The organism is Mesorhizobium sp. M0778 (assembly GCF_040320105.1).
Classification (GTDB): domain Bacteria; phylum Pseudomonadota; class Alphaproteobacteria; order Rhizobiales; family Rhizobiaceae; genus Mesorhizobium.
This window is the reverse complement of sequence record NZ_JAMYPA010000010.1, coordinates 68,319-86,464: the sequence shown is the minus strand read 5'-3', so window position 1 is coordinate 86,464 and position 18,146 is coordinate 68,319. Positions and strand designations below refer to the sequence as shown.

Below are 18,146 nucleotides of genomic sequence, written 5' to 3'. Positions count from 1 at the left end.
TGTTACCGCACGCGCCTCCACGCGTGGCACGCAGGTTAAGCCTGACGCAGGGGAACCGGCAAGCAGACGATTTGCCGGCTTTGGGCTTAAAGATATTCAATGAGAAACGCGCTTATCGACCGGACGCTGCCGTGGCTGCGATATTGAGCTTCGCCCTTGATTCGGTCTCTGCCTTGTTGTCGGCCGGTCGAGCACCGGAGACCGGCGAGACTTCGAAATTGGCCCCGAGCCAGGCTATTGCGCCGGTCACGCCATCGAGGACATAGGTTGCGGCCGTCGGTCCGTTCGGCTTCACGCGGATCGAGATGCCGCCAATTTCGTTGATGGCCTCGAAACCGTGTTCGTCCGATGTGTCGTCTCCGAGGAATATCGGCCGCCGGCCGACAAAGGGCGGAATGTCCATGAAACGCCGGATGGCAGCACCTTTGACGGCTTCCAGAGGCATGAGCTCGACGCCGGCGTTTCCGGGAAGCACCCGATAACCCTTCGGAAGCCGGGCCAATGCCTGTTCGATCAACTGGATTGCCGGCGCAAGCAGTTGCGGCGCTGCTCTTGTATGGACGGCAAGGACCGGACCCTTGCGCTCGACATAGACCTTGCCGCTGCCCAGTTCGGCCTCGATCTCGTCGGCAAGGGCGGCGATGTCGGCAGGCGCGTCGGCGGCATCGATCGGACCCGTCGGCGTCAGCCGGTGCTCCAGCCCATAGAGGCCGGCGATCCTCAGCTTCAGCGGGTGGAACAGCTTGTCCACAGCGGGGATCGAGCGGCCGGTGATGAAGGCGACCGCACCATCCAGCCGCTGCTCGATGTGCCCAAGCAGATTGCGCAATTCCTCGCCGACCGACACCGCGTCGGGATGGGCAGCGTGTTCCAGCAGGGTTCCGTCGATGTCGAGGAAGAGCGCCCATTGCCCTTCCGGCAGGTCGGGCGCCGGCGGTTGTTCAAAGCTTTTCACGACGCTGCCTTCCGTGCCCGCTCGAACATCGAGATGACGTTGTTGGTGTTCGACGGCGGGCGCTCGCCAGTTCCGGTCACCCTGTCGAGATCGCCGCGTTTGCGCAGGCGCGCGGCATCCAGCAACATGCTGCCGGCCCAGCGGTAGACATTATTGTCGCGGACCATCTCGCGCATCGGCCGCAAACGCTCGCGCTGCTCTTCCGGCGTCATCGTCAGCGCCTGCAACAGCGCCTCGCTCATCATGGCTGCATCGTAGGGGTTGACGATCAGTGCCTCCAGCAATTCGCGCGAGGCGCCGGCGAAGGTGCTGAGCAAAAGCACGCCCTGTTCGTCGTCGCGCGCCGCGACGAATTCCTTGGCGACAAGGTTCATGCCGTCATGCAGGCTGGTGACCATGCAGATGTCGGCGGCGCGATAGACCTCGTAGACCTGCTCCTGCCGATGATGTTCGGCGACCATCAGGATAGGGCTGTATGTCTCGCTGCCATAGCGCCGGTTGAGCTCCTCGGCACAGCGGCGGCATTCGTCATGGAGTTGCTGGTAGGCCGGCAATGTCCCCCGGCTCGGCGCCGCGATCTGCAGGAAAACCACCTTGCCTATCCATTCGGGATATCTGGTGAACAATTCGTCCAAGGCATGGAAGCGATCGAGAATGCCTTTCGTGTAGTCGAGGCGCTCGACGCCAACGCATAGTTTGGTCTCCGCAGACAGGCCGAATCTATCGCGGACACGGGCGCGGCACTCCTCGACAGACGGCAAACTTGCCAGCAATTGGGCCGGCCATTCTATGGAAATGGGATAGGCGTGGACCAACGTGGTCTGTCCGCCATAGGAGATCGCCGCGTCGGCCCGTTCTATGCGGCTCTCCAGAAAGCGGTCGACACTTTCGGTGAAGTTGTTGGCATGGAACTGGGTATGAAAGCCGATGATCGAACTGCCGAGCAATCCCTCCAGGATCCGCTCACGCCACGGACAGATGCTGAACACTTCCGAATTGGGCCACGGGATGTGCCAGAAGGTGATGATGATGGCGTCCGGCAGGCGCTGGCGGATCATGCGCGGCAGCAGCGCGAAGTGGTAGTCCTGCACCAGCACGATCGGCCGCTCGTTGCGTGCTTCGGCAACCACCGTATCGGCGAACTTGCGGTTGACGGCCTCGTAGGCGTCCCAGTCCGAGGCGCGAAAGATCGGGCGGGTGAAGGCGATATGGCAAAGCGGCCATAGGCCCTCATTGGCGAAGCCCAGATAATAGCCCTGATATTCCTCCTCCGTCAGCCAGACCCTGCGCAGCGTGTAGGACGGATTGCCTGGCGGCACTTGCACCCGGTCGTCCTTGTCGACCGTGAGACGGTCTGCCGTTCCGCCGCCATAGGCGATCCAGGTTCCGGCACAGGCGCGAGTGATGGGCTCGAGTGCCGAAACCAGCCCGCTGGCCGGCACCAGAAGTTGGACCCCGTCATCCTTGATGTTGTGGATGTAAGGTTCGCGGTTGGACACGACGATGACCTGTGCGTCCGGCAGGTCGTCGGCCAGGATCTTACGCAATGTGTCGGGCGACCATGTGACCAGCGCCGCGTCGGCCGACTGGCCGTTCTTTTCGAACTCGCGCAGCACCTTGCGTGCCGCTTCCGATGCGACATCCTCGCTCGGCGTGTATGCGGCCGCCGTTGCGCGGCCGCGGCGCTGGCGGGATATCGATAGGAGAATGGCAAAAGCGGAAAAGCCAAAACTTGCAATCAGCAAAACCCAGAGCAGGTCTACAGTATAATCTGACATGGAATGTGATCTCGCCTCCGGCCGCCGATAGCCGTTTTTATTGGTTTTTCTGGTTCGCTGCCGTGCGAAAACAACAGCGTTCCCACGCCGCCCATTTTTGCAACGCACAAAGAGGCTATCGGTTCCGGACGATTGCGGTGCCGCGCGTCGTTTTCGATGCGCCGCAGCGAGGCGGCGTCAGGTGCGCACGATGAGCGGTACCATCCCCTCATACCGATCGGCGAGAAAGGCGACGACCCGATCGCCGACACGCTGGAATGTGAGGTCGACCACCACCGAGCCGACACCCAGATGCCGCAGTGTCAGCGTGTCGATGCCGATCGGCAGCCTCGGGCGGGTGACCCGGATTTCACCGTCCCAGCCATCGATTTCCAGGCCAAGGCAGGCCTGCATCAACATGAAGGCCGATCCCGCCGACCAGGCCTGCGGCAGGCACGCGACGGGATAGGCGATCGGCGCTTCGCCCGGCGACCTGGTAAAGCCGCAGAACAGTTCCGGCAGCCGCATGTTGAAATGGACAGCCGACTCGAACGTGCCGCTCATCAGCCGCACCACGCTGTCGCGTACGCCATAACGTGCCAGGCCGGCACCGCACATGGCAGTGTCGTGCGGCCAGATCGAACCGTTGTGGTAAGACATGGGATTGAAGAATATCGCATCGTCGGCCAGCGTCCTGACGCCCCAACCCGAGTGGAACGACGCCGAGAGCAGCTGATCGGCGACCAATTGCGCCCGTTCCGGCTCGGGCAGCCCGACATAGAGGAGATGGCCGGCATTCGACGTCCGTACCTTGCAGACCTCGCCGGCACCGTCGATCGCCATGGCGTAGAAATTGAGATCGTCCATCCAGAAATGGCGTTCGACCGCGGTGCGCATGGTTTCGGCGCGTTCGTCCCAATGATCGGCCTTGTCGTCCTCGCCACGGCGGCGGGCGAGCGCTGCCAGACCACGGAACGCAGCAAAGACATAGCCTTGCACCTCCACCAGGGCGATCGGCCCCTTGGGCATGCGACCGTCGGCATGGAAGACCGAATCGAAGCTGTCTTTCCAGCCCTGGTTGGCGAGGCCGGACTCGGCGCCGCGCTGATAGGTAACGAAGCCGGTCGCGCGGCTTATCTCTTCGGTCCATTCGGCCGCAGCACAGAGCGATGGCCACAGGCTGTCGAGGAACGCCATGTCGCCGGTACGATCCGCATAGGCACAAGCGAGATGAATGTAGAGCGGCGTGGTGTCGACACCGCCGTAATAGCGGCCAAACGGGAGCTCCCGCAGTGCCGCCATCTCGCCCTTGCGGGTCTCGTGCATGATCTTGCCCGGCTGTGAATCGCTGAACGGCGACGTTTCGGTTGCCTGATGCTGGGCGAGAAAGGCGAGCACGCCACGCGCCAGCCCGGGATTCAACCACAGCATCTGCAGTGCGGAGATCACCCCGTCGCGGCCAAACGCCGTCGAGAACCAGGGTATGCCGGCATAGGGGTAAGGTCCGGTTGCAAGCTCGGTGGTCAGCAACGCCACGTCCGCGCGCGCGCGCTCGATCCAGTCGTTGAAGACGCGGCCAGAGCTGTGCACCGTCGCGCCGTGGCGGCGTTTGGCGCGCATGCCGAAGCGAGCGCGGGCGGCGGCAGCCCGAAAACGGTCGCGGTCGGGTGTCTCCGCCACTTCCGGGCCGACTTCGATATAGAGGACCTCGCTGCTGCGCTTAGTCACCGCAATCAGGAAATCCGCACGGTTGGTGGTCAAATTGTCCGGGGCTTGCGAGAACGAGATCGCCGACAGGCGCACAAGCTGGTCCAGCCCGTCATATCGAAGCACCACGGACGTCGGACTGGTCTCGGCGGCATGGGCTATCCCGCGCTTGGGCCGGGTCGAGCCGCGCACCTCGAACATGTCACGGAAATCTGCTGCGAAATGCAAGGAAACCCGAATGGCCGACGATTCCTGGCTGTAGTTGGAAAGGGTGATGCGCTCGAACAGCCGGTCCTGCCAAAGCAGCCTGACGCGTTCTATGTGGATCGCGCCCTGCGGAATATCCCGGCCACCGACACTCTGAATCGGCAGATTGGTCAGGTTCGAGGTGAAAAGCACATTGTCCTGGCTGAGCGATGCGCCGAGCAGTGACATTTGCCGGCCACCGACCGTCAACCGAAATTCCGAAAGCACACGCGTGTCGTCTCGGAAAAAGCCGTCGCCGGCGCCGCGGATGTCGCCATAGGCGTCGGCCACCGCGAAGCAGTCGCCTTGCTTGAGGGCGAACAGCCGGTGCGGCTCCCGAGGCGCGACCTCGTCGAGAGAGGCAAGGGCTACGGCGGGATCAAGCTTACGCTCGTCGAGTTGATTCATTCGTCACAAACTCTGTCGTTTCGTTCTCAACTTCCGCAATGACGCCGATCAGGACGCTCTCGCTTCACCGGGAGCGCCGATCAGGCGCGCATAGGCTGCCACATAGTCGTGGGCCATTCTCGTGGCAGAAAAACGGTTCTCGAATACGGATCTCACCTGACGCCTGTCGAGGCGTAGCAATTCCGGTATCGAGGCGACCGCAGCATCGACTGTGTCGACAAGGAAACCGGTCACGCCGTGGTCGATGATCTCCGGCAGGGCACCGCAATTCCAGGCGATTACCGGCGTGCCGCAGGCCATCGCCTCTATCGCGGCAAGGCCGAACGGCTCCGGCCAATCGATCGGAAACAGCAGGCCGGCCGCCTTGCCGAGGAATTCCGCCTTTCCGTCCTCTTCGATCTCGCCGATATAGTCGACACGGTCGCCGTCGATCAGCGGCTCGACAGTGTCGTGGAAAAACGCGCGGTCGTCATCGCCGATCTTTGCGGCAAGCTTCAGTTTCAGCCCGGAGCGCAAGGCGATCTCGATGGCACGATCGGGGCGCTTGTCGCGCGACAGCCGGCCCAGGAACGCCAGATACGGCTCGTCCGCATCCGTCTCGAAAGTCGGCTCGTAGATATCGATCGGCAGCCCGTGATGGATGGTCGCCAGCCAATTGGCCTTGGCGAGCCCGGCTCTCTGGCTGCGGGAAATCGAGATCATCGGAAAGCGCGGAAAACGTTCGTAGGCCGGCGCCAGATCGACATAGTCGAGCCTGCCATGCGGTGTTGTCACCGTCCGGTCGGGCATGTGTTCGAAGAAAGGAAAATGCAGGAAGTGGCTGAGATGGAAGTGGATGACGTCGAACTGCTGCGCACGGTTCCTCACCTCGGCAAGCATAGAGAGATGTGCCGCGGTTTCGGATTTGTGGGGGCGCGGATCGAGACGCAGCGCACGCTCGCGACACGCCACCAATTTCGCCGACGTTTTGGTATCGCCGCTGGCGAACAGGGTCACGTCATGGCCAAGCTCGACCAATCCTTCGGTCAGATAGGAGACGATGCGCTCCGTCCCTCCATAGAACCGGGGTGGCACGGATTCATGGAGCGGCGCCACATGGGCTATTCTCATGTTTTGGCATTTCCCTCAAAAAGACTGCTCGTGGGATCGAAATGCATCAGTCGCGCTAACGTTCCCGTACAACGGCAAGATGTCGCGCAATTGGGACTGCCGGAGCTTGCCGTCCAGCCAACATTTTTCATGGCAAGCCTCTTTTGCCGGGAACCAAAGGGCCAGTTCGCGAGTTTAGTGGGGTTCGATCGTACGCATCCGGTCGACGGGGAGGAAACGATGGACCGCTTGCAATTCTTTTCGCCCGTGCGGATTTTGCGCGGACAGGGACAGCCTGTGGAGGAGATCGACAGCGTTGCCGAAGCGATGGCATTCCTGCGAAAATGGCCGGCCGGGCGGCGCGGGCCGGTTTACCAATGTGCGGTGAATTGCTGTGCTGCGGCCATGGCCGGCCGGATGTCGGCCGAGGAAGCGAGAAAGGCTTTTGCCGGCTTCGCCCGGATCACCCGCCTGCTCGAGGGCGATCGGCCGTTGCCGGTGAGCGGCGAGGATCGGCATCGCGCGGATGCGCTGCGACGATAGCGCCAGCTGCCGCTAACCCTCAAAACAAGATATCATTCAGCCGGAACGCCCGATCGGCGACCGACTCGCTTTCGCGAACAGTCGTTTGAACTGGGCTACAGCACCGTTCTCGGCGATGTAATCGCAATAGGCGGCGTAATCGGGGTCGCGTGACAGATGGCGTTCCTCGGTGATGGCGCGAAGTGCATAGACGGCGTTGAGCCCGAGCAGGATGGCGGAGTGCCGCAGCGCTTCAGCGGGTCCCGTAGCGGTGAGGAAAGGGACGGAGACCAGCCACCAGGAGAGGTTTTTCGAAACATAGGCGGGGTGCTTGATCCAGCGATACGGTCCGCAGGTGATGATTCCGCGGTTGGTGAGATTGGAAAATCTCAGGCCAAAGCTCACGGTGGACCAGACAAAAATCAAGACGCAGAAGACGATCGCCGATCCCCAGAAAACCTGGAGCGCCGGTGTGGGCATCACCGCCGTCCAGTTGGCGCCCGTTTCGTAATTCAGGTAGGCACGGGTGGCGGCATTCATGGGTTCATAACAGGCAAGACAAACCAGCCAGCCGAACACAGTGGGCTCGACGGTGCGGATATGGTTGTCGAGGACGCGCAGCGTGAAAATGTAGCTGACGACCGCGACAAGGACATCCACCATGAACAGGAGATCGATTGCAAAAGCGTGCCAGCGCATGATGTCGAATTGATACGGTTGTTCCAGTCCGGCCAGGATCGAACCTAGCGCGGAGCACAGATAGACGAACATCAGCGGCAGGAAGAAGCCTTTGACGATCCAGCCCCGCACATGCTGGCGTATCTGCTCAGTCCTTTGCGGCACTGCGCCGCCGAGGACGAATGCACCGATTTCGGCATATGAATCTTCCGGATCGGTTTGCCGGCGATCGACATAAGCAACATCAAACGGCGCGGTGACGAGCAGCGCCGGCAAGGTGTCGTAGAGAGCTGCCCAGTAGGGGGCGTAAAACTCACGCCGGTATTCCGGCAATATCCAGTAGACTGCGGCAATCGTCGTGAGCGTGACGATGAAGCCGATGAGTTTGCGCATGACGCGCTCGACTTCAAGCGCTCGCATCGGCTTTGCCTGCAATCCCGTTGAACGCCTTCGAAACGTCTGGAAATAGGCCGTGTCGACCGCGATCATCGCTGCCCCGGTAGCTGCAATGACAGTCATGGCCTGCAAATGCACAGGCCAGCTTCTGTCGACGAGCACCCCGACGGCCAGCGCAAGACCAAGCAGTCCTGCAAGGCCGGTGAGGGACGCGGTCGCGGATTTCGGTTGGAGCGTCAAGCTACTACTCCCGTTGTCGTGAGGGTTTGATCGTCGTGGGCGGCCGGCACGGGTCACGTGGTGTGCCCACCCGCCGCCGCTGGAGCCACTTGAGCAGCTGCTACACTCCACCGCTGCCGTTGGATCCGCCGCTGCTTGTTCCGTCATTGCCGCCGCTTGAACCACGGCTGCCACTCGAACCGCTGCTGCCGCTTGAACCACTGGTGCCGCTCGAGCCGCTGCTGCCGCTTGAACCACCGCTGCCGCTTGAACCGCTGGTGCCGCTCAAGCCGCTGGTGCCGCTCGAGCCGCTGCTGCCACTCGAACCACTGCTGCCACTCGAACCACTGCTGCCGCTTGAGCTGCTGGTGCCGCTCGAACCACTGCTGCCGCTTGAGCTGCTGGTGCCGCTCGAACCACTACTGCCGCCTGAACTGCTGGTGCCGCTCGAACCGCCGATGGGCCCCTTGTTGACGTTGCGCGGGGAGGGATAGTTGTTAGCGCCCTCGCTTACATTTTCGCAGGTGCACTTGCGCTGATATTTGGTGCCGAAAGCACTGCGTTCATTGCTCGCCTTCTGGCAGACCACCCTATGGCAAATCAAAGTCGCTTCGGTTGTCTCGGGGGTAAGGCCTGTGATGACTATTGCGGTTGTCGTGGCCGCCATGCCCATGATTGTGAACCGGAGTAAATTCCGAAAATTTTGCATAGATAACTCGCTTTCTGACGCCTCGCTTCTCGGGCTTTCGCCCAAGCTTCCTCATTGTCGAGCGGGTGTTTGCAACAAGGCCGCATACGGATCGCTTACGCCTCAGCGGTCGGGCTCAGGGGCGGCGTAAAAACGTTGGACAAAGCGCAGACAATGGTGCCGCATTGCGGTATTTCGATCAGAAAAAGACCAAAGATGCGCTTTTCGGGGGAAACAGATAATGTCGAAACGGCTTAGACTGGTGTTGGGAACGGCCGGCGCAATTGCCGTCGCCATCGTCTGGGGGATCATCGCCACGTCGATGGGGCTGCCATCGATCCTGATAACCGTAGGAGCGGTCGCGATCGGCGCCGGCATCTACAGCTATCAAAGCCGGAGCTGATCCGGCATCCGGCGACGGCGGCTTAGCCCAAAAATCCCACAGTCCCGGACTGCCCGCGGCAATGTTCAGTGTACGAAAATTACCAACGGCAGCGTCCTGTGGAACGTGTGGCCTCTCGAAGCTATTGTGGTGGCGGTCCGAGACACCCCCGCCTCGGGCCGTTGGCTCACCCAGCCGAGTGGTCCGCTGCTACCCAATGGCGGCGGACCGTTCACCCGCAAGACGGACCCCGGAAGACGGACATTGTGCCGAATCGAGGGAGAACCATGGTCGTTGACGAGATTGCAGCGCGGCGCCTGAAAATTCTGATCGAGCAATATATCGAGACCAGGAAGAGGCGCCACGATGAGGTTTCTACCGCAGCGGCTGAGATCGCCATCAGGGCTGTCATGCCGAATTGCCCGGTCTCCGGAAAAGCCTTGGACGACATGATTGCGGCATGTGCGTTCGAACATGGGCTGGGGGTGCTGTTCGATCGACCTGACGCATGAAGGCTAAAATTAGATAAACCGACCAACCGGAACCGGCATGCCGAGATATTTTTTTCACTTCCGAAACAATGACGGCCGCTTGACGGAAGATTTCGAGGGTCAGGAGTTGGACGGTTTGTCCGCGGCTCAGGATAACGCCATGGCTTCGGCCAAGGAAATCCTGGCCGAGGGCCTGCTCAGCGGCAGCCCGGTCCTGACAGGTCTTTCCTTCGAAATCTGCGACGAGAACCGGAAGCTGCTATTCCGATTTCCCTTCTCGGAAGCTGCCGAAAAGGCTGGCACTCGACCGTGAAAGCCCGCAATGCGGGCGAGCTTTGTCGAGCCTGGCTGAAAAACCGCATGTCGCGGCAAGGCGGTCGTTGGCGCAAATCAGCACCATAAGCAAATTAGTAGCATAGCTGCCGGCACAAAGCAAGAACAAACATGGCTTGCCTTGCCGACAGGGGAACTATTTATGCTCCCGTTTGTCGGCCCAGGGCTACCGTAGCGTTCCAGGATCTCGAGGGCAGGGGACTGACCAAGGCGAGCGCGGCGAGACTGATCCGCGATCGCGACGGCCTGATCTCCCTGGTCGCCGAGTTGGGCTCTCTGACGCTCCAGGCGCGACGAGGGCGCCTGACACTTTCGACGCACATCTGCTGCGGGCATTGCCCTGCTGTGCGCAAATATGTGATGAGGAGGTGCCGCGCCATCGTTGCGGCGCGCAGATTAAGCCGGGCAGTGTGCTAACTTCCGCTGGCAATCGACCAATTTCCGGACCGGCCTGGTACGTGACCGTGATCTTGAGTCGCAGTGCATGGGAGTTCCATTCCCGATCTTGGCTTATTACGTGCACCGGAAGCGCTTCGTTGCGGGATAAGGCCATGTCCTTCAGTCGGAACTCGACGTCATTTCGCGTCTGATGACGGCAGAGTTTCTCTCTGCCGTCATCAGAACACATACCGAATGCTGGAGGATACAGGTGAAATTGAGAGACGCGGCACTTGCTGTTTTTTCAAACAAACGCCGAGGCGTGGCTTGGTATAAGATCGCACAGAAGAAGGCGGACAGATACGGCTTCTATGTCTATTCCAGCCATATGGTCTGGAAGGACCAGCCATTTTTCCGCAAGGCACTGCAGCGGGTCAAAAACATCCGCGGGATTCCAGATCCGCGAGCTTTTGTCCTGCAAAGCTGCCTACGATCGATCGAGCGGATCGACGGCGATGTGGCCGAATGCGGCGTAAGGCAAGGCCGGTCGACGATATTCATGCTGATGAGCGATCTTCGGCCACGGCACTATCACCTTTTCGACTCGTTCGCCGGCCTCTCGGAACCGACCGCAGAGGATCGCAAGCGAAACGGCCAAACGCCGTGGAAGTCCGGCGATCTCAGCACTGACGAGAGGGTAGCCAGAGAGAATATTTCGGACTTCGGCAACACAACTTTTCATGTGGGATGGATACCGGAAACTTTTCCCAGCGTAGCCGACCGGCGTTTCGCCCTGGTCCATATTGACGTCGATCTATACGAGCCGACGCGTGACGCGCTTGCCTTCTTCTACGATCGGGTGTGCGCACATGGCATCATCATATGCGATGACTACGGCTCCGCGCTCTGTCCTGGAGCCCGAAAGGCCTTTGACCAATTCTTCGAAAACCGCCCGGAAGGCATTATCGAACTTCCAACGGGGCAGGCGATTGTCGTAAAGGCATGCTAGTCCTGAATGGTTGCGGCGGCTCTCCATCGGATGAAGCGAGGACGTCACCGAATGCCGCGATAGAGATCGGCAGGGCATGGGTATCAATTCTCGCTTGATGGCACCTGCGACGGAGCAAAATAGGCATTGAAGAACTGCTCAACGATCTCGTCGACGACTGAGTTCTTTACGTGCCGCAAGTCCTCTCTGTAGCTACGAGCGAGGCCTCCATAGGTGACAAGCTCGAACGAGGGAAGATAATGGACATTGTCCCGTTCCCGGCAGACTTGACCAAGCACGGCGCGAAGAACGGATTTGCCTTCAGTGCTCGCGGTGACGACATCCGCGTCCTGAAATGTGCGCGCCAATGCAACCGGTGAGACCGTGAGAATTATCGGCGCATCGGGTTTGCGTTCACGGACCATGTCCACGGCAGCCATCACGTTGGCGTAGTTTTCCTGAAAGCTGCTGACGTGAAGCGTTGTTTCCTGCATTCCGCCGCCGCCGAGATAGAGCGGCTTCTGCGCTGCTGCTTTGCCACTGGCCTTGTTGATGAAGACCTCGGTCATTCCAAAGGTGAATATGAATGCCGTGGCGGCATCGAAGCCAGCCCGCATCTCCCGGTTTACGCTCCCGATCACCTCTTTGAGAACTTCCGGAGATTTGGCGAAAATACCGCGCCGATACGGGTCCTGAAAGCTGGCCGAGCCCCAAGGGACGCGTTTTTTGACCTGCCACCAGTCGTCGTCTGCCTGATCCCACACGCCAAGCATTTGCTCGAGCTGGAGGCGAACAGTGAAAGTGTTGTAGAAGTTCATATGTTCCTGCCGAGGCAGCTCATCTACAATGGCCTCCGCGGGGTCGAAGCTGATATTTCCGTAGGACGGGACGCATGCGATGCGTCTGTTTGTCAACGCGCGTCGAATTTCCTGCGCAAAGCAACTCCCCATCGTGAAGAATATATCGTCAGAAGTTAATACGGGGGTTTTGCGTATAGTAATGGCGCCAGAGCTTACAAAGTCGCCATACTTCGCGTTCAATTTATCCGACGCCATCAGACGGACAGGTTTGGCGTATCCGAGTCGATTGCGTATCCGAAGGTACCTTCGTTTAACTCGCTCCAGAAATGGCACAGTCGCTCCATAGTGGTCACAGCTGGCCCCAACCGCAATGCCGGACATGTAGTCCGCTTCGCGGCTAGCTGCAATCAGAAGGATTCAAGATTGACTATTCGAACGACGTCAGACCTCAGATGCGGTTCTTTTGGCGCATGTTGTCGCGGCGCAGTCTGGTCCCGCTTCACGCTTCATTGAGGCGTCTGTCGGGCTGTCCGCTGACCCCGACAGTTGTGCAGAAATCGCCTTTGGTGGATCGGCAACGCAACATGAGCCGCGCGCCCTTGGGACCGGGGGATCTCTCTCGCGCACGTCTGGCGTAACCCAAGGCAGACCGAGGGGATTAGGGCCTACCAGAGAGGGTAATTGTCCTCCGGCTCAGCTTCCTCGTCAGCTTTTCCTCGTTTTTTTATGACCATCCGCACCAATGCTATTGCGGCTACAACCAGCAAAGCAGCGGATGTCCAAAAAAATATACTATTCATGGAAAACATTCATAGTTTTTCTTTCGTGTACGTCAGTATATTAGAGGTTTCTCTTTGGAAAAGTTCAGAAGACCCTGTTCCATAATCGCGTTGGCAACAATCCTGGCAGCAGAATCCGCTCCCTTCTCGGTGAAATGCACCTCGTCGTAATAATTTCTATCCAAAGTCTCGCTGCGTTGGCAAAGGTAAGGCAACGATCCATGGAGATCAACGACCGAGGCGCCGGTTCGCTTGGCTATGTCTTCCACAATGCGTCTGTGTTCCCAAACCGCGTTTGCAGCAGGATCGTTTGGGTCTTCCTGCCGATAATTGGGGTTTACGAAGAGAACCGAGGCTCCGGCTGCCTTTGCGAGGACGACCAGTGCACTAAAGTTCGCACGAAACGCGTCTGGTGGATTGTGCGCAATGTGCTTCGAATTTCGACGTCCATCGCCTCGACGTCGAACAATGTTCCCGACATACGCGGTCGCCAGATTTTGCCGTCTTTTGAACCAACCCGAAAGCCCGCCACCTGACGGTGGCTCGAACCAGGAGCAGGAATACTGGTTGTAGTCTCGAGACAGTCCTTCCAGTCGGCGAGGATGAACATCATTGTGGGTATAGTAGTATACGATAAGATTAGGTGACAATGGTGCTACGTGGAAAAGAAGTCTCAAAACGTTCTCGACCGAGGTATATCCGCCAACTCCTGCGTTGACGATGTCAATTTCGACTCCCGGTTTCAGATCCCTCAGGTATTCGCCCAGCCGGTGCGGATAAGTACGGCTATCGTCTTCTATTCCGGTACAATAAGTAGACGATTCTCCCATACAGACAACTCTTAGACATTGCGCCGGCTTCGGCATGGCGGTTTCCGGGCCCCGGAAGCCCAGGCTATTGTGTCTCGATCTGCCGTTGCCGGAGTGCCACACAGGATTCAGCTCATATAGGGTATAGGGGTTTGGCCGAACCAAAGGTGTCGGGCAACCAGCCCATTTGGCAATCAAGCCTGGGAAACCGATCTGGAGCAGCGCCCTATCGCCTAGAAGCATAATGAGGCCTTTGCGCAAAGTGCGCCGCGCTCTCCAAAGTTGCTTTTTAACCACCTTCATCTCGACACCATGTAGCAACGCCTTTCGTGCGCGTGCTCAATCGGGCTCAAACTCACCGCGGTAGTCCATTGCGAGGGCGGAATCCTGCTTCGGCTTATGGAGAACGCAGTTACCAGCCACCAGCACGTCCAGATCCGTTCCCATGAAGCAGCGAAAAGCATCCGTCGGGGAACATACGATCGGCTCGCTGCGCACATTGAAACTGGTGTTCACCAAGACAGGACAGCCGGTAAGCGCTTCAAACCGGGTGATCAACGCGTGGTATAGCGGGTTGGTCTCGACGTGCACCGTCTGAATCCTGGCCGAATAGTCGACATGCGTGACGGCAGGAATCTCGGATCGACGGACGTTCAGCTTGTCTATTCCGAACATAGCGGCCTCGGATGCAGTCATCGCGCGGTGACGGCTCTGCTTGACCGGAGCAACGAGGAGCATATAAGGCGATTCACCCTCCAGATCGAACCAGTCCGACACATGTGCCGACAGGACTGAGGGGGCGAACGGACGAAAACTCTCGCGAAACTTGACCTTGAGATTGAGCGTCTTCTGCATATGGTCCGACCGCGGATCTGCAAGGATGGATCTGTTGCCAAGCGCCCGTGGTCCGAATTCCATCCTGCCCTGGAACCACCCCACCGCCTTGCCGTCGGCCAGCGCCGCAGCCGTGGCATCGATCAGTTGGTCGGTTGGCATGACTTCGAAAACGGCTTTGGCTCGGCTGAGTTGCGCTTCGATCTCGCTCTGACCGAATTCCGGACCGAGATAACTCCCTTTCATGGAATCTTGCTTGGCTATAACCCGCTCACCGCCGAGTTTAAGATGCCAGGCGGCGAGTGCGGCCCCAAGCGAGCCTCCGGCATCGCCGGCTGCGGGCTGAACCCAGATTCTCTTGAAGGCACCATCTCTGAGCACTTTGCCGTTCGCCACGCAGTTAAGCGCCACACCGCCGGCCATGCACAGATTGGGAATTGCAAAATCTCGTGCCAAGCTGCGAGTCAGCCGAAGAACGATCTCATCGGCGACGGCCTGGATGGACGCGGCAACGTCCATATGAAAATCAGTTAACAGATCGGTATCAGGGCGCCTTACCGGCTGTCCGAAGAGGCTGGCGAACCGTGCGTTCGTCATTTTCAGTCCAGTGGCATACGCGAAATAGCTTTGGTCGAGACGGAAGGTTCCGTCCTCCTTCAGGTCGACCAGCTTTTCCAGGATCAGCGATTTGAACCGAGGCACACCATAGGGGGCCAGCCCCATCACCTTGTATTCGCCACTGTTTATCTTGAAGCCGAGATAATAACAGAACGCCGCGTATAGAAGCCCGAGCGAATGCGGAAACCGCAATTCCCGCACGACATCAAGAGTTGCGCCTCTGCCGATCGCAACTGTCGTGGTTGCTTTCTCGCCAACGCCGTCGAGAGTCAAAACCACAGCTTCATTAAAGGGCGACGGGAAAAACGCGCTGGCCGCGTGGCTTACGTGGTGTTCGGAAAAGAGGATTCGGGATGGATCCTTGAAGCCGCGGTCAATTCTGCGGAGTTCGTCGAAAATGATCTTCTTCTGAAATAATTTTCCCGTCAGCCAAGCGGGCATCGCCTTTCGGAATGAATCGAATCCGCTAGGAGCGGCGTCGAGATAGGTTTCAAGCAGACGCGAAAATTTTAGCAGCGGCTTTTCATAGAATACGACGTAGTCCACATCCTTCAGCAAGACGCCGCCGGTCTGCAAAACGGACCGAATGGCGTTTGAGGGGAAGCGTTCGTCGGCTTTTCGACGGGTGAACCGCTCCTCTTGGGCCGCCGAAATGATGGCGCCGTCGACGACGAGGGAGGCCGCGCTGTCGTGGTAGAAAGCCGATATGCCCAATATATTGGTCATAATATTGTCTTCAAAACTGATTGGTCATCGAGTTCAAATCGTTCTTGGTTCTTCGTTCAATCCAAAATGTATCATTGGAATGCGTTCTTTGGAGCCGTCGGCAGATCACTCTGACCAACCGGCGCGCAAATCCGACGGGAAATACCAGCCCAAAGAACGTCGATGCACAGACCAAGTCGGAAAACCAACCATTGGTCGCAGCCCTCTTGGAGGGCACGTTGTGAATGTCAGACACTATTTTCGCCCGCCACGAGAATGCACCCAAGCTATTGGTAAACGATTGAGCCGAAGGAACAAAGCTTGTCAAGGACGCGGCGTATCACCGAGCCGATTGAGCCCGTGCGGCAGCCTTGACCGTCGCCATTCAATGAGTCGGGTTCGGCATTGACTGCGGCTCCGAACGAAGCCACAGACATGGAATAGGATATGAACTATCGCGGATGCTCAAGCGGCGTCCCGAAATCGTGCGGGTCGGCAGAGAGCAGAAGCCCTCCGGTACCAACGCACATCGCATCGGGAAATGGAATGAGCGCAAAGAGACGAATTTCGGCGGTGCTGGCATACCCGCTGGTTAAGCGTCTGATCATCGAGAACCTGCCGCCGCACAAAACGCTGTATCTCGCCGGTTTGCTGTGTTCGATCGCCGTTGCGGCGACGACCGCCGCGTCGGCTTGGATCATGAGCACCATGGTCAATAGCATCTATGTGGAACGCAACGCTGCCGCCGCATGGGGTATCAGCGCCGTAATCATCGGCATTTTCCTGGTTAAGGGCATAGCCGCCTATTGCCAGACCATCACGACGGGAAAGATTCGCCGGGCTATCGTCTCGGACCTGCAAAACCGCCAGTTTTCTCGAATGGTGCGTTTCGACATCGGTCGTTTCGCCAATCAGCATCCGGCGAAATTCGTCTCCAAGATCATGTTCAACGCGCGCGCCGGGTCATCCGTTATTCTGACGCTCACGAGCAGCACCGTCTCCGATGTGCTGACGCTGATTGGCCTGGCAAGCGTCATGGTCAAGCAGGATCCGATGATGTCGCTGATATCCGTGGCGGTTCTGCCGCTGCTGTTCCTGTCGGTGGGCGCCATAACCAGGAAGCTCAAGGCGCTGGCAAGGGGCGAGACGGAGTTGGCTGCACTGGTCCAGTCGATCGGCACGGAAGCCGTCGAAGGTATCCGGACCATCAAGTCCTTTCAGCTCGAAGACAAGGCGGTCGCCAGCTTCGCAAAGGCCGTCGGCAAGATGGAAAGGCGCGGCATCCAGATAAACCGGACGTCAGCGTTGATGAGTCCGTTGATGGAGACCGGCGGCGGCGTGATCATCGGGCTGTTCGTCATTTATGCCAGTTGGCAGACCCTCGGCAACGGCAAGACCCCGGGCGAGTTCATGGCCTTCATAACCGCCTTTCTGCTTGCCTATGAGCCCGCCAAGCGGCTGGCCCGCGTCAATGTCGATATCCAGAAGCAGATGGTGGCGGTTGAGCAGATGTATGATTTGATCGATACGCCCGAGCAGCGACAACTCGCAACCGCCGGCGAGCGCCTCACCGATGTCGAGGGCGGTATCCGTTTTGAAGATGTGGCCTTCTCCTACGAAGGCAACAGCCCGGCGCTGCACGGCGTTTCCTTCGAGGTACGGCCCCGTGAGAAGCTGGCGATCGTCGGCCGCTCCGGCGCCGGCAAGACCACCATCGTCAATCTGATCCTGCGCCTCATTGAGCCGGACAAGGGCCGGATCCTCATTGACGGAAAGGACATTTCCAAGATCGGCCTCGCCGACGTTCGCGACAATATCGCACTGGTGTCACAGGATGTCTTCCTGTTCGAAGGCTCGATCCGCGACAACATCCGCGACGGACGCCCGGGCGCCACCGATCAGGAAATCGAGTCCGCGGCGGACCTCGCCCGGGTCACCAGCTTTTCCTCCAGCCTTGAAAACGGGCTCGACACTCTTGTCGGGCCGAGTGGCACCAACCTGTCGGGCGGGCAGAAACAACGCGTCGCCATCGCGCGCGCGCTGCTCAAGAATGCTCCGGTAATCGTCTATGATGAAGCAACGTCCGCGCTTGACGGCGAAAACGAACGGGCGGTCATGGAGGCTGCTTTCGACGATGCATTCGAGCGCACGGTGATCTGCATTGCGCACAGGCTTTCAACCATCAAGGCAGCCGATCGCATCCTGGTGTTTGACGCTGGCATTCTGGCGGACGCCGGGACTCATGACGAGCTTGCCAGGCGCAGCGAAATTTATCGCTCGATCTTTCACCTGGAGGCGTCCGGCCCGATCGTCGAGGGCAGCAAGCAGCTGCGGCAAAGCGTTTTGCGCTGACGGCGATGACCA

The 18,146-nt window shown here is 59.2% G+C and carries 15 protein-coding genes; 7 read left to right on the top strand and 8 right to left on the bottom strand.

What is annotated here, in order from left to right:
* Window positions 1-112: 112 nt before the first annotated feature.
* The 4 genes from otsB to NKI22_RS16290 all read right to left on the bottom strand — a co-directional run bounded on the left by otsB (window position 113) and on the right by NKI22_RS16290 (window position 6,183).
* On the bottom strand, window positions 113-955 hold the full coding sequence (otsB, locus tag NKI22_RS16305; protein WP_023717704.1) for a trehalose-phosphatase: 843 nt from the start codon (window positions 953-955) through the stop codon (window positions 113-115).
* Window positions 952-2,733, bottom strand: a complete 1,782-nt coding sequence (locus NKI22_RS16300; RefSeq protein WP_352482652.1) for an alpha,alpha-trehalose-phosphate synthase (UDP-forming) — start codon at window positions 2,731-2,733, stop codon at window positions 952-954. Before NKI22_RS16300 ends, otsB begins: the two co-directional genes overlap by 4 nt.
* A 177-nt stretch (window positions 2,734-2,910) precedes the next feature.
* Complete coding sequence (locus NKI22_RS16295; protein WP_352816205.1) at window positions 2,911-5,073, bottom strand: amylo-alpha-1,6-glucosidase; 2,163 nt, start codon at window positions 5,071-5,073, stop codon at window positions 2,911-2,913.
* A 48-nt stretch (window positions 5,074-5,121) separates the two neighbouring features.
* On the bottom strand, window positions 5,122-6,183 hold the full coding sequence (locus NKI22_RS16290; protein ID WP_352816203.1) for a glycosyltransferase family 4 protein: 1,062 nt from the start codon (window positions 6,181-6,183) through the stop codon (window positions 5,122-5,124).
* Between NKI22_RS16290 and NKI22_RS31475 the strand changes: the two genes are divergently transcribed.
* A complete protein-coding gene (locus NKI22_RS31475) occupies window positions 6,169-6,705 on the top strand; it encodes a DUF982 domain-containing protein (RefSeq protein ID WP_502896333.1) in 537 nt (178 codons plus the stop codon). The two genes, NKI22_RS16290 and NKI22_RS31475, sit on opposite strands and share 15 nt — an antisense overlap.
* 36 nt (window positions 6,706-6,741) lie before the next feature.
* On the opposite strand, the gene NKI22_RS16280 is transcribed toward NKI22_RS31475, so the two are convergent.
* Window positions 6,742-8,055, bottom strand: coding sequence for a methyltransferase family protein (locus NKI22_RS16280; protein WP_352816202.1), 1,314 nt, complete (start codon window positions 8,053-8,055; stop codon window positions 6,742-6,744).
* Between the two features lie 32 nt (window positions 8,056-8,087).
* On the opposite strand from NKI22_RS16280, the gene NKI22_RS16275 reads away from it, so the two are divergent.
* From NKI22_RS16275 to NKI22_RS16255, 5 genes are all read left to right on the top strand, one after another.
* The gene (locus tag NKI22_RS16275; protein WP_352850898.1) at window positions 8,088-8,471 is read left to right on the top strand and encodes a hypothetical protein; all 384 of its coding nucleotides are present in this window, start codon (window positions 8,088-8,090) and stop codon (window positions 8,469-8,471) included.
* A 435-nt stretch (window positions 8,472-8,906) separates the two neighbouring features.
* Window positions 8,907-9,068: a hypothetical protein gene (locus NKI22_RS16270; RefSeq protein WP_023717698.1), complete on the top strand. Its 162-nt coding sequence runs from the start codon at window positions 8,907-8,909 to the stop codon at window positions 9,066-9,068.
* Window positions 9,069-9,334: 266 nt separating this feature from the next.
* On the top strand, window positions 9,335-9,559 hold the full coding sequence (locus NKI22_RS16265; RefSeq protein ID WP_023717697.1) for a hypothetical protein: 225 nt from the start codon (window positions 9,335-9,337) through the stop codon (window positions 9,557-9,559).
* Between the two features lie 37 nt (window positions 9,560-9,596).
* Window positions 9,597-9,851, top strand: a complete 255-nt coding sequence (locus tag NKI22_RS31470; RefSeq protein ID WP_023717696.1) for a DUF6894 family protein — start codon at window positions 9,597-9,599, stop codon at window positions 9,849-9,851.
* 669 nt (window positions 9,852-10,520) lie between these two features.
* Window positions 10,521-11,258: a TylF/MycF/NovP-related O-methyltransferase gene (locus tag NKI22_RS16255; RefSeq protein ID WP_352816199.1), complete on the top strand. Its 738-nt coding sequence runs from the start codon at window positions 10,521-10,523 to the stop codon at window positions 11,256-11,258.
* Between the two features lie 83 nt (window positions 11,259-11,341).
* Here NKI22_RS16255 and NKI22_RS16250 read toward each other — a convergent pair whose 3' ends face one another.
* From NKI22_RS16250 to NKI22_RS16240, 3 genes are all read right to left on the bottom strand, one after another.
* Window positions 11,342-12,187, bottom strand: coding sequence for a GSCFA domain-containing protein (locus tag NKI22_RS16250; protein ID WP_352816243.1), 846 nt, complete (start codon window positions 12,185-12,187; stop codon window positions 11,342-11,344).
* A gap of 682 nt (window positions 12,188-12,869) precedes the next feature.
* The gene (locus NKI22_RS16245) at window positions 12,870-13,682 is read right to left on the bottom strand and encodes an SGNH/GDSL hydrolase family protein (RefSeq protein ID WP_352816197.1); all 813 of its coding nucleotides are present in this window, start codon (window positions 13,680-13,682) and stop codon (window positions 12,870-12,872) included.
* A 282-nt stretch (window positions 13,683-13,964) separates the two neighbouring features.
* Window positions 13,965-15,803: a carbamoyltransferase family protein gene (locus NKI22_RS16240; RefSeq protein WP_352816196.1), complete on the bottom strand. Its 1,839-nt coding sequence runs from the start codon at window positions 15,801-15,803 to the stop codon at window positions 13,965-13,967.
* Window positions 15,804-16,328: 525 nt separating this feature from the next.
* Between NKI22_RS16240 and NKI22_RS16235 the strand changes: the two genes are divergently transcribed.
* Complete coding sequence (locus NKI22_RS16235; protein ID WP_051409617.1) at window positions 16,329-18,134, top strand: ABC transporter ATP-binding protein; 1,806 nt, start codon at window positions 16,329-16,331, stop codon at window positions 18,132-18,134.
* The last annotated feature ends 12 nt before the right edge of the window (window positions 18,135-18,146 follow it).